The 11,835-nt window shown below is 61.2% G+C and carries 14 protein-coding genes; 10 read left to right on the forward strand and 4 right to left on the reverse strand.

Annotated elements, in window-relative coordinates; genetic code table 11:
- Nucleotides 1–187: 187 nt before the first annotated feature.
- From DAAHT2_RS13500 to DAAHT2_RS13545, 10 genes are all read left to right on the forward strand, one after another.
- Entirely contained in the window at nucleotides 188–865 is a 678-nt protein-coding gene (locus DAAHT2_RS13500) for a nitrous oxide reductase accessory protein NosL (protein ID WP_013164829.1), read from the forward strand.
- Nucleotides 866–948: 83 nt separating this feature from the next.
- A complete protein-coding gene (locus tag DAAHT2_RS13505; protein ID WP_013164830.1) occupies nucleotides 949–1,638 on the forward strand; it encodes a class I SAM-dependent methyltransferase in 690 nt (229 codons plus the stop codon).
- Between the two features lie 295 nt (nucleotides 1,639–1,933).
- Nucleotides 1,934–2,677, forward strand: a complete 744-nt coding sequence (gene rnhA / locus DAAHT2_RS13510; protein WP_013164831.1) for a ribonuclease HI — start codon at nucleotides 1,934–1,936, stop codon at nucleotides 2,675–2,677.
- 58 nt (nucleotides 2,678–2,735) lie between these two features.
- Nucleotides 2,736–3,788, forward strand: a complete 1,053-nt coding sequence (locus DAAHT2_RS13515) for a histone deacetylase family protein (protein ID WP_013164832.1) — start codon at nucleotides 2,736–2,738, stop codon at nucleotides 3,786–3,788.
- A 20-nt stretch (nucleotides 3,789–3,808) separates the two neighbouring features.
- Nucleotides 3,809–4,867 (forward strand): response regulator, encoded by a 1,059-nt coding sequence (locus DAAHT2_RS13520; RefSeq protein ID WP_013164833.1) that lies wholly within the window; start codon nucleotides 3,809–3,811, stop codon nucleotides 4,865–4,867.
- Between the two features lie 86 nt (nucleotides 4,868–4,953).
- Nucleotides 4,954–5,238: an Asp-tRNA(Asn)/Glu-tRNA(Gln) amidotransferase subunit GatC gene (gene gatC / locus DAAHT2_RS13525; protein WP_013164834.1), complete on the forward strand. Its 285-nt coding sequence runs from the start codon at nucleotides 4,954–4,956 to the stop codon at nucleotides 5,236–5,238.
- Between the two features lie 3 nt (nucleotides 5,239–5,241).
- A complete protein-coding gene (gene gatA, locus DAAHT2_RS13530; protein WP_013164835.1) occupies nucleotides 5,242–6,696 on the forward strand; it encodes an Asp-tRNA(Asn)/Glu-tRNA(Gln) amidotransferase subunit GatA in 1,455 nt (484 codons plus the stop codon).
- A gap of 90 nt (nucleotides 6,697–6,786) precedes the next feature.
- Nucleotides 6,787–7,893 (forward strand): histidinol-phosphate transaminase, encoded by a 1,107-nt coding sequence (hisC, locus tag DAAHT2_RS13535; protein ID WP_013164836.1) that lies wholly within the window; start codon nucleotides 6,787–6,789, stop codon nucleotides 7,891–7,893.
- Complete coding sequence (cmk, locus tag DAAHT2_RS13540; protein WP_013164837.1) at nucleotides 7,883–8,578, forward strand: (d)CMP kinase; 696 nt, start codon at nucleotides 7,883–7,885, stop codon at nucleotides 8,576–8,578. The genes hisC and cmk overlap by 11 nt, the downstream gene beginning before the upstream one ends.
- A 39-nt stretch (nucleotides 8,579–8,617) precedes the next feature.
- On the forward strand, nucleotides 8,618–8,968 hold the full coding sequence (locus DAAHT2_RS13545; protein WP_013164838.1) for a PilZ domain-containing protein: 351 nt from the start codon (nucleotides 8,618–8,620) through the stop codon (nucleotides 8,966–8,968).
- A 100-nt stretch (nucleotides 8,969–9,068) separates the two neighbouring features.
- Here DAAHT2_RS13545 and DAAHT2_RS13550 read toward each other — a convergent pair whose 3' ends face one another.
- From DAAHT2_RS13550 to nikR, 4 genes are read right to left on the reverse strand one after another with little or no spacing between them, the layout of a single operon-like run.
- Complete coding sequence (locus DAAHT2_RS13550; RefSeq protein ID WP_013164839.1) at nucleotides 9,069–9,824, reverse strand: energy-coupling factor ABC transporter ATP-binding protein; 756 nt, start codon at nucleotides 9,822–9,824, stop codon at nucleotides 9,069–9,071.
- A gap of 11 nt (nucleotides 9,825–9,835) precedes the next feature.
- The gene (gene cbiQ, locus DAAHT2_RS13555) at nucleotides 9,836–10,579 is read right to left on the reverse strand and encodes a cobalt ECF transporter T component CbiQ (protein WP_013164840.1); all 744 of its coding nucleotides are present in this window, start codon (nucleotides 10,577–10,579) and stop codon (nucleotides 9,836–9,838) included.
- Entirely contained in the window at nucleotides 10,576–11,214 is a 639-nt protein-coding gene (gene cbiM, locus DAAHT2_RS13560) for a cobalt transporter CbiM (protein WP_013164841.1), read from the reverse strand. The genes cbiQ and cbiM overlap by 4 nt, the downstream gene beginning before the upstream one ends.
- Nucleotides 11,214–11,621 (reverse strand): nickel-responsive transcriptional regulator NikR, encoded by a 408-nt coding sequence (gene nikR, locus DAAHT2_RS13565; protein WP_013164842.1) that lies wholly within the window; start codon nucleotides 11,619–11,621, stop codon nucleotides 11,214–11,216. The genes cbiM and nikR overlap by 1 nt, the downstream gene beginning before the upstream one ends.
- Between the last annotated feature and the right edge of the window lie 214 nt (nucleotides 11,622–11,835).

Raw genomic sequence — 11,835 nt, forward strand, 5'->3', positions numbered from 1 at the left:
TTTAGCTGCGACAATTTGCCGCATTGTGGCCGGCCTTGCTTATCCTTATACTTACACATTGTGTGTCTGTTGCGTATTTTTGTCATGGTGGCGGTCGGGCTTTGGCGGCTTCCGTGGGTTCAGTTGTTAGGTGGGGGCTCGGGTGGCCCAGCTCGCCCCCGGCGCTCTAACCGGAAGGAGGGAAAAAATGGTGCAGGTCAAGGAAACTGAGAACCTCAGCGGCGAGTTGCAGGCCGGGTTTAGTCGGCGTCAGGCCATTAAAGCCATGGGCATAGCTGCTTTGGCCGGGGCGGCGCTGCTGCGCCCGGCATCGGCTCGTGCCATGGACACCGACGGCACCCCCATGCAGTTCATGCCCAAAACCAAGCCCGATGTCAATCCCCTGGAAAATGAGCTGGCCAAGTACGCCAAGTGCCCCTACTGCGGCATGGACCGTAAGCAGTGGCACCACAGCCGCCATCTGATCCATTATGATGATGACCTGGTGGATGCCACCTGTTCCTTGCGTTGTGCCGCCATCAGCCTGTCGTTGAACATTGATCGCGGTCCCAGGGCGATCTATGCCGCCGATTTTGGTTCCCAGGCAGAGGTCAAGCCCCTGGTGGAGGTGGATAAAGCCACCTATCTGATCGGTTCCGACTTGCCGGGCACCATGAGCCGCAACAGCAAAATGGCTTTCGCCTCGAAAGAAGCAGCCCAGGCGGCTCGCGTGGAACACGGCGGCAAACTGGGCGATTTCGACCAGGCTCTGCTTCAGGCCTACCAGGACCAGGCCGAGGATACGGTGATGATCCGGCAGAGGAGGGCCCAGCGCCGTAAAATGATGGAGCAAAATGGCCACGGCCACGGCCATGGTCATAATTGAGCCTCTGCGTTCAGCAAATTAAAAACCAACGGTGTTCGCTTACCATTGACGTCGTCTCGCCGGGTGATTAGCCTGGCGAGACGATGATTACGCCTTTGCCGCCACCTGCCCCGCCATCGGCAGCCTGCCGGGTTTGCCGGGCCCGGGAGGCCAACCTTTTGTTGTCCACCCAGGGACGCACTTACTGGCGTTGCCCGGTCTGCCGGGCAACGCTTCTCGATGCCGACCAGTTGCCGCCGGTTACAGAAGAGCGCCTGCACTACCGGCAGCACCGCAACGATCCCGCCGATCCCCGCTATCGCCGTTTTCTGGCCAAATTGACCGAACCGCTGCGCCAACGGCTGGCTCCCGGTAGCCGGGGCCTTGACTACGGCTGCGGTCCCGGTCCGGCCCTGGCCGCCATGATGCGCGAGGCAGGGTGCCTGGTTACGCTTTACGATCCCTTTTTCTATCCCGACCCGGCTGCTTTGCAGCAGACTTACGACTTCATCACCTGCACCGAGGTGATCGAGCATTTCCATCAACCGGCCGAAGAGTTTGCCCGCCTGGACGCCATGTTGCGCCCCGGCGGCTGGCTGGCGCTGATGACCTGTTTTCAGACCGACGATGAGCGTTTTGCCGCCTGGCATTATCGCCGGGATCCTACCCACGTGGTGTTTTATAAGGCTGAAACTTTGCATTTTATTGCCTCTCAACGGGGCTGGCGTTGCGAGATTCCGGTAAAAGATGTGGCGCTGATGCATAAAACGCCCGTGGCATGCGCCTTTCCTTGACACCGTACCGGTGGCGCGATATTTTGAGTAAGCGTTCAGCCGCACCGCATCTTCGGGCGATCAGCCAGGCTTACGTACAGGGGGTACGCTGCGCCTGGCTGCTTGCCCGAACCTGCGGCACTGCTGAACGCTTACAGCCCGTTATACCTGTAGTTTAGTACCCTTGGTGAACGGTTACTATTTTGATCAGGATTGTAACTTGCCACTTGAGATTAAGGATGGATGCTATGCAATGCCAAAAACGCCGGCTGGTTTGGCCGTGGGCGTTGATTTCCCTTGAAACAGTTGCCGGCTGATGGCTGCCGGCAAAAAAGTATACGCCGTGGCGGTGGGCAGAAAGCCGGGGATTTACCACCGCTGGGACTTGGCCAAGGCCCAGGTCTACGGTTTTCCCGGCGCCCGTTACAAAGGTTTTGCCGTCGAGCAGGAGGCGCGGGCGTGGCTGGCCGAAATCGCTGCCGGCGGTGGGGCTGCTGCCGGGCCAAGTTCCCGGCGGTCGCCGGCGGGCAAGCCGGCCCGAAAACCGCAGGCGGCGGGGCCGCCGCCGGACGGGCCGGAGGGCGTGGTGACCATCTATACCGACGGCGGGGTCCAGGGCAATCCCGGTCCCGGTGGTTACGGGGTGGTGCAGCTTTATAATGGAGAGAGCAGGGAACTGGCCGGCGGTTTTCGGTTGACCACCAACAACCGGATGGAGTTGATGGCCTGCATTGTCGCCTTGAGTGAGCTTGAGCACCGGGATAAACCGGTGCGGCTCTATTCCGACTCCAGTTACGTGGTCAACGGTATCAACAAGGGCTGGGCCGTAAACTGGCGCCGGCGGGGTTGGCGTAAAAGCGACGGCCAGCCGGCGCTGAACCGCGATCTCTGGGGGCAGCTGCTGGATCTGCTGGCCGAGCGGCAGGTGGAGTTTTACTGGGTGCGAGGGCATGCGGGTAATCACTTCAACGAGCGTTGCGATCAACTGGCGGTGGCCAGTGCCCGCCGCCCTGGCCTGCCGGTGGATGTGGAGTATGAAAAAACGATTACGGCCCGTTAAGCCGGTGGGTTAGTACCCCGGTGAATGGTTACAGCTTTTGTGACGGAAGGAGAGGTGGATGGCGCGTAAAACGGCGGTATTGTACAGTGAGGTGTTTTTGGCCCACGATCCGGGGCCGGGGCATGTGGAGTCACCCCGACGCCTGGAAGGGCTGTACCGGCTATTGGATGCCGAGCCGCAACGGCAGCGTTTTTTGTTCCCCGAATTTGCTCCGGCCGATGAAGATACTCTGGCCCTGAACCACGATCGCCGCCACATCGCCCGGGTGGCGAAAACCGCCGGCAGCCCTTTCGAATGTCTGGACCCGGACACCTATACCTCGGCCCGCTCATACGAAGCGGCCTGCCTGGCCGCCGGGGCGGCGGTGGCGGCGGTGGATCTGGTGCTCGGCGGAGAGGCGGACAATGCCTTTGCCCTGGTTCGCCCGCCGGGTCACCATGCCGAACATGACCATACCAGCGGTTTCTGCCTGTTCAACAACATCGCCGTGGCGGCACGCCACGCCTTGAAAAATCATGGCCTGGAACGGGTCCTGATCGTCGATTGGGACTTGCACCACGGCAACGGCACCCAGCACGCCTTTTACGACACCGACCAGGTGCTCTTTTTCTCCACCCACCAGTATCCCTATTTCCCCGGCAGCGGGGCGTTGAGCGAAACCGGCCAGGGCGCAGGCGAGGGTTACACCATCAATGTGCCCCTGCAGGGTGGCCAGGATGATGCCGCCTTTGCCCGTATCTTCAACGAACTGCTGATTCCCGTGGCCGAGCAGTACCGACCCGAACTGATTCTGGTCTCCGCCGGGTTCGACACCTATGGCGGCGACCCTTTGGGGACCATGATGGTCAGCGAAGAAGGGTATGCCTACCTGACCGGGGTGCTGGTGGACCTGGCCGCCGGGCTGTGCGGCGGGCGGCTGGCCCTGATGCTGGAGGGTGGTTACGACCTGGGGATTATGGAACGCGGGGTGCTGGCCTGCCTTGGCGAGTTGGCCGGCGATCAGCGTTTAGCGTCGGCCCGGCGCCGCCGCCTGGAACAGGCCGCGCCCCCCCTCCGGGCCTTGGAGCAGGCCCGGGAAGCGGCAAAAAAATACTGGACAATTCCGGGGTGATCTGGCTTTTTGAGGCGACCATGGCTGAGCAAAAAACGATTAAAGTGCTGATTGCCGATGATGACCCTCTGGTGCGGGATGCGGTCGAGAAGATCCTGGCCATGTTCGGCTATCAGGTAACGGCGGTTAGCGGCGGTGCAGAGGCGGTGGCCAGGTTGACGCCTGAGTTGGATGTGGTGGTGCTGGATATCAATATGCCGGGAATGGACGGCTTTGAGGCCCTAAAGCAAATCAACCAGCGGGATTTGGGTGTTCCGGTGATTTTTCTGACCGGGGCCGGCAGTATGGAGTATGCGGTCAAGGCGGTTAACCTGGGTGCCTACGATTTTATCACCAAGCCCATTGAAGATCTGGATCTGTTCAGGATCAAGATTGAACGGGCGGTGGAAAAGCGGGGCTATGTCCGGCAGGAGCGAGCCTACAAGGAGAACCTGGAGCGGGAGGTAAGGGAAAAGACCAGCGAGCTGGAAGAGAAAAACCGCCTGCTCAAGGCCTACAGTGAAAACCTGGAAGTAGCCACCCTGGACACCATGCTCAGCCTCCAGACCGCTTTGGAAGAAAAGGATGTTTATACCGCCGGCCATACTGTAAGGGTTACCCAGTATGCCGCCAGTATCGCCGTGGCCATGGGAGTCTCTCCCGAGGAGCAGGAGGTGTTGCAGCGGGCCTGCCAGGTCCATGATATCGGCAAACTGATCATCGATATCGGCTATATCTGCAAGCCCGGGCCGCTGTCGGAAAAAGAGTGGGAGATGATGCGCAAACACCCTTTGATCGGGGAAAACATTCTGCGGCCGCTCTCCTTCATGAACAAGGAGCTTACGTTGGTAAGGCATCACCACGAGCGTCTGGACGGCAAAGGCTACCCCGACGGCATCGGGGGCGATGAGATTGACCTGCTGACCAGGATTATCACGGTGGCCGACAGCTATGATGCCATGACCTCCCGGCGTAGTTACCGCCGTAACCTCAATCTGGCCGAAGCGGTTGCGGAAATGAACCTCTGCGCCGGCAGCCAGTTTGACCCCGAGGTGGTCAAGGTCTTTGTCGAGGTGCTCAACGGCAAAGCCAATCCGTAAGCGAACAGCCGCACCGCATCTTCGGGCGATCAGCCAGGCTTACGGAGGGGACATTTTATTAAACCAGCGAAAAAACAGGAAACAAGATGCAAATCGGTTCTGACAAGGTAGCGGAAATGGCCCGCCTGGCCCGGCTGGAGCTGGAGTCCGACGAAATCAAGGCCCTTACCGTCGAACTAAGCGGCATTCTGGAATATGTCGCCAAACTGCAGCAACTGGATACCACCGGGGTGGAACCCGTGAGTCACGCCTTGGCGGTGGTTAACGCCTTCCGGGAAGACGAGGTGGCGCCTTCCCTGAGCCGGGAGGAGGCCCTGGCCAATGCGCCGGCGGCCACCGGCGAGGCCTTTGTGGTTCCCAAGGTGTTTTGAGCCATGGAAATTCACCAGTTTACCATCGCTCAACTGGCGGCGCAGCTGGCTGCCCGCAAGCTCTCCTCCCGCGAAGCCACCGAGGCGGTGCTGGCCCGTATTGAGGCCACCGGGGAGCAGGTTAATGCTTATATCACCGTGGACCGGGAAGGGGCCCTGGCCGACGCCGAGGCCGCTGACCGTCGCCTGGCCGCCGGTGAAGCCCCGACGCTGTGCGGGGTGCCGATTGCCGTCAAGGATCTGCTCTGCACCAAAGGTCTGCGGACCACCGGCGGCTCTAAAATCCTGGAAAATTTTGTGCCCCCCTACAGCGCCACGGCGGTGGAAAAACTGCGGGAAGCCGGGGCGGTGCTGGTCGGCAAGACCACCCTGGATGAGTTTGCCATGGGCTCTTCCAATGAGCACTGCCCCCTGGCTGTCCCCCACAACCCCTGGAACCTCGACCATATCTGCGGCGGCTCCAGCGGCGGCTCGGCGGCGGCAGTGGCCGCCGACCAGTGCATGGGAGCGCTGGGCACCGATACCGGCGGCTCCATTCGCCAGCCCGCCTCCCACTGCGGGGTGGTGGGGGTCAAACCCACCTACGGGCGGGTTTCCCGCTACGGGGTGCTGGCCTTTGCCTCTTCCCTGGATCAGGTGGGGCCGTTGACCAAGGACGTGCGGGATGCGGCGCTGCTGCTCAACGCTATCTGCGGCCATGATCCCCGGGACTCCACTTCGGTGCGGGAGCCGGTGGCCGATTTTAGCGCCGAGCTGGGCCGGCCGTTGGCCGGGTTGCGCTTTGGTCTGCCCCGGGAATACTTCGAGGTCGGCCTGGATGAAGATGTTAAAAAGGCGGTAATGACCGCCGTTAACCGCTTGCAGGAGGCCGGCGCCGAGATCCGGGAAATCAGCCTGCCCCGCACCGAGTACGGGGTGGCGGCCTATTACCTGATCGCCCCCGCCGAGGCCAGTTCCAACCTGTCACGATACGACGGGGTGCGCTACGGTTACCGCGACCAGGAGGCCAGGGAACTGCTGGATCTGTATCGCCGCAGTCGCTCCCGGGGCTTCGGCCGCGAGGTCAAGCGCCGCATCATTATCGGCACTTACGCGCTATCCTCCGGTTATTACGAGGCCTATTACGGCAAAGCCTCCCAGGTGCGGGCCCTGATTATTGACGATTTTCGCCGGGCGTTTGAGGAATGCGATCTCATCATTTCGCCGGTTACCCCCACCCCGGCCTGGCCGTTGGGCGATAAAAGCGACCCTTTAAGCATGTATCTCACCGATATCCTCACCATTCCCACCAACCTGGCGGGACTGCCCGGGATGTCGTTACCCTGCGGATTCAGCAGTAAAGGGCTGCCCATCGGCCTGCAGCTCCAGGCGCCCCATTTTCGCGAGGATCTGCTGCTGCGGGCCGCCGCCGCCATCGAAGAACAGCAGGGGCCGGCCGACCGCCGACCGCAACTGTAGGATAGACATCCAGCAGCACCGCACCCTGTCGGCAGACAGCACGGCTGCCCCGGCCGCACGATTTTTACATAGAGCATTAAGGATTTTTATATGACCATCAAGGTTGCTGCCCATATTGCCGAGCTGGTGCCTTATCCGCCGGGCAAACCCATCGAGGAGCTGGAGCGTGAATACGGGATCAGCGGGTCGATTAAGCTGGCCAGCAATGAAAACGGCCTGGGCCCTTCGCCCCGGGCCGTCAAAGCCATTGCCGAGTCCCTGAGCAATCTGCACCGTTACCCCGACGGCAGTTGTTATTACCTGGCCCGGGCCCTGGCCCGGCGCCTGGAAGTGGACCCCCGGCGGCTGGTGTTCGGCAACGGCTCCAACGAGATCATCGGCCTGCTGGCCGCCGCTTTTCTGGGCCCAGGCGATGAGGTGATCACCTCGCATCCCACCTTCCTGGTTTACCAGAACGTGGTCCAGGCCCAGGGCGGGGTCAACCGGGTGGTGCCGCTGCTCGACATGCGTCACGACCTGGAGGCGATGGCTGCGCAGATTAACGAGCAAACCCGGATGATTTTTCTCGATAATCCCAACAATCCCACCGGGACGGTGTTCACCGCCGCCGAATTTGAAGATTTTCTTTCCCGGGTGCCCCGGCGGGTGATCGTGGTGCTGGACGAGGCTTACGTGGATTTCGTGGAGCCCGAGTTGCGCCTGGACGCCCGGCAATACCTGGATGGTCAGGTGCCGGTGGTGGCCCTGCGCACCTTCTCCAAGGCTTATGGGCTGGCCGGTTTGCGGGTTGGTTACGGCCTGATGCACGAGGAACTGGCCGCTTACCTGCACCGGGTGCGGCAGCCCTTTAATGTTAACAGCCCGGCCCAGATCGGGGCTTTGGCCGCTCTGGAAGATGAAGAGCATTACCGGCTGACCCTGGAAACCACCAGGCGGGAGAAAGCGCGGTTGCGGCAGGCGGTGGAAAAGCTGGGTTGCCGCACCTTTGCCAGCCAGGCCAACTTTTTCCTCATCGATGTCGGCGGCGACGGTAAGGCCCTTTATGAGCACCTGTTGCGCCAGGGGGTAATCGTGCGCCCCATGCAGGCTTACGGCTACCCCCAGTACATTCGGATCACCCCCGGCCGCCCCGATGAAAATGACCGTTTCCTGCGTAGTTTGGAACAAAGCCTCAAGGAGTTGGCTTATGGCCGCTGACAAGAAAGCCGTGGTAACCATCGATGGGCCTTCCGGGGCGGGGAAAAGCACCATCAGCCGTAGGCTGGCGGCACGACTGGATTATACCTACCTGGACACCGGGGCCATGTACCGGGCGGTGGGGTTGCACGTGCGGCGGCGGGCGGTTGATGCCGAGGATGCCGAGGCCCTGGAAGCCTGCCTGGAAGAACTGGCCATCGAGCTGCTGCCCGCCGGCGATGATGATGTTTTGGTGTTGCTCAACGGCGAGGATGTCTCCGGGATCGTCCGCAGTGCCGAGATGGGGCTGGTTGCCTCGCAAATATCCGCCTACCCCCAAGTGCGTCGCAAGCTCACCGAACTGCAGCGCCGGCTGGCCGCCACCGGGGGCCTGGTGGCCGAAGGTCGCGATATGGGGACGGTGGTCTTTCCCGATGCCCTGCACAAGTTCTACCTGGATGCCGCACCCGAGGAGCGGGCCCGGCGCCGTTGTGAACAGTTGCGGCAACGGGGCGAGAACCCGGAGCCCAAAGAGATTCTGGAGCAGATCATCAAGCGTGACCATGACGATGCCAGCCGGGCGTTGGCGCCCCTGCGGCCGGCCGATGACGCTGTCATTGTCGACTCATCGCAAATGCCTTTGGAGGCGGTGGTGGAATTCATGCTGGCCAACATCAAAGGATTTGCTATGCTGGGGGAAAACTGATCTGCACGCGTAAGCGTTCAGCAGCGAAGGAGGACCGTCATGGCAGCGGAAAAAGAGAGAGCGGTTAAGCGGCGCAATATTATTTTTCAGTTGCCTGTTTATGACGAGGAGAGCGGCGAACTGCTGGGTCATCTGGTGGATATTACCGCCAGCGGCTTGAGGCTGGTGAGCGCTAAGCCCATTCCTGCTGAGCGCCTGTTTAAGCTGCGGATGGAGTTGCCGGAGGATTATTTTGTGCCCCGCGACCTGCGGCTTAAGGCTCGCAGCCGCTGGACCCGGCCCGATGTCAACCCGGAGCTTTCCACCACAGGTTTTACCCTGGAGGAGATGACCGGGGAGGCCGAAGACGTGGTGGCCCGGCTGGTGAGCCTGCACGCCTTCAACGATTGAGAATTGTTAAGCTAACCATGTTTTAATCGTAATCGAACATCCGTGCCGCAGATTAAGCTGCGCCTGGCTGATTGCCCGAAGGTGCGGCACGGCTGTTCGGTTAACGGTGATGTTGGTTGTGGTGCGGCACCAGCGAGTGGGGTTTCTCCTGGCCGTGGTTCCGCATCAGCTCTTCATCGGCCATGATGGTCGCCGGCGGTCCGTCGGCAATCAGCCGGCCGCCGTCCAGCAGCAGTACCCGGTCGCAGACCTCAAGAATCAGTTCCAGGTCGTGGGAGGCCAGCAAAAAGGTTTGCCGGCTTTGCCGCAGCAGGTTGATCAGTCGGCGCCGGGAACGGATGTCCAGGCTGGCGCTGGGCTCATCGTAAATTACCAGTTCCGGTTCCATGGCCATGGCGCCGGCAACGGCGACCAGTCTTTTCTCTCCTTCCGACAGATGATGCACCGGCCGCGGCGCCAAAGCCTCGGCCCCCACCGCCCGCAGGGCTTCCTGCACCCGCTGCTCAATAGCGGCGGCATCCAGCCCCAGATTTTGCGGCCCGAAAGCCACGTCTTCCCATACCGATGGGCAAAACAGTTGATCATCGGACTTCTGAAACACCAGGGCGATTTTCGGGTTGAAGGTGTTGGCCGGCAGGGGTTGGCCCCGAAAGAGGATCCGGCCGGTGTTGGGGCTCAAAAGACCGCAGGTGAGCAGAAAAAACGTGGTTTTGCCGGCTCCGTTGGGGCCGATCAGGCCCACCCGCTGGCCTGCTTCAATCTGCAGGTTCAACTCCCGGATGGCCCCGGCGTCTTCCGGCAGGGAGGGGTCAGAATAAGCGAAGCCGAGGTTGTCGATGGTCAGCAAGGTACTCATGTTAACACCGGTTACATAAAGCTGAGCAGCACCAGCAGCAAGGCGGTGCCCAAGGTAAAGGCCAAAAGCAGAAAATCCAAAGCACCGGCCTGAAATTCGGGCGACCGACTGTTGCTGTGGCCGTAGCCCCGCAGGCGCATGGCCCGGTAAATCCAGTCGGCTCGCTCGTAACTGCGCAGCAGCAGGCTGCCGGTAAGCCAGGCGATGGTTTGCAGGTTACCAGCCCGCAGCCGGTTTTGCCAGCCCCGGCTGCGCATAACCGTGCGCATCTGGTGCAGGTCGTGGCGCAGCACCTGGAGGTAGCGCAAAGTCAGCAGGGCCATGTCCACCAGCACCCAGGGCAGGCCCAGGGCCCGCATGGCCTTCAGGGTGGTGGCCAGCGGGGTGGTGTTGAACACGACCAAGGCGCTGAGGATAATCCCCAGAAAACGGCCGCAGATGAGCAGGGCGGCGACCAGCCCCTCCTGGTAAAGGGTGACCGGTCCCCAACTGAGCCAGGGGGTCTCGCCGACGGCCAAGGGCAGCCAGAGCAGCAGCAGCATGATCAGCAGGGAAGGGTAGCGCAAGCGCCGCAGGAGAAAACTCGGGGGCAGGCCGGAAAAGAAGGCCAGTACCAGGGGGATGGCCAGCACCAGGGGGAGCAGGGCGGGGTCGTTGATCGTGGCAATGGCCAGCACCAGGGCCAGCAGGCCAAGCAGTTTAAAGCGGGCATCCCAGCGCTGCAGCAGGGCTTGGGTGGGGTTGAGGTTGCTCATATGCCATTCAATATGGCTGGTTTTACTCTTTGCAGATAGGCCACCAGTAGCCCGGCGATAATCCCTTCCAGCACGATCAGGGGCAGGTGGGCGGCGGTGATGACCGCCAGAGCAGCCAGGGCGCTTTCCTGGCTGTAGGCCGCCGGCAGGCCCAGCAGCAGGGCGGCCATGAAGAGCAGCAGGGAGGCGGCCAGGGCGCCCGAGCCGGCCAGCAAACCCCGCCAGCCGGTTCGGGTTGGTCCAGCTTCCGGATCGCGCCGCCAGTGGAACAGGCGCCAGGCCAGCAAGGCCGGCAGCCCCAGGATCAGACTGTTGACTCCCAGCGAGGTCAGCCCGCCGTGGCCGAACATTACCGCCTGCAGGAATAGCCCGACCAGGATGGCCGGAAAGGCGAACCAGCCCAGCATCACCCCCAGCAGGCCGTTGAGCACCAGGTGCACGCCGGCCGGGGGGAGGGGCAGATGAATGAGGGAGGCGGCGAAAAAGGCGGCGGTGAGCAGGGCCGCCCGGGGAATCCGCTCCCGGGGGTCGCCTTGGCGTTTGATTTGGCGCAGGCTGTACCAGGTCATGGCGCCGGCGCCGGCAAAACCAGCGGCCACCACCGGCAACTGCAGAATTCCATCGGCGATATGCATTAGAAACTTTTGCCGGTACTGCTCATGGCCAGATGGCCGTCCTTGACCCCCCGGAGCGCGATCAGCCGGTCGGCCAGTTGCCGCACCGCGCTGGCCTGCCCCCGGACAATCAGGATCTCCAGGCAGTTGTCGTGATCCATGTGTACGTGGGTGGTGGAGGTGATCATTTGGTGGTGGTCATGCTGGATATCGTTGATCCGCTCCAGGATCTGAAACTGGTGATGATCGTAAACCAGGCTGATAACCCCGATCACTTCCTTGTCTTCGCCCCATTCTTCCTGCACGAATTCCCGCCGGATCAGATCGCGGATGGCTTCGGAACGGTTGGTGTATTGCCGCCGTTTGATAAATTCGTCAAAATCGGCCAATAGGCCATCTTCCAGGGAGACGGAGAATCTTTTCAGCATTTTGGTAGCACCTTTTGTTGTTCTTGTGTTACGAGTCATAAAGCAGAATTTACAAGGCTTGTCAAGGAGAGAAAAAGATTTTTCGGCCTGGATTTTGATCTGCTTGGAAACACGCAGGAAGCCTGTTGAAAAAGAGAAAACAAGAGAAAATAAGAGAAAATGAGAGCTATAGAGAGAGAAACTGCTTGTTTAGAGTTTCGTTAATTGCTGTGTT

The sequence above is a fragment of the Desulfurivibrio alkaliphilus AHT 2 genome (genome assembly GCF_000092205.1).
GTDB classification, from domain to species: Bacteria; Desulfobacterota; Desulfobulbia; order Desulfobulbales; family Desulfurivibrionaceae; genus Desulfurivibrio; species Desulfurivibrio alkaliphilus.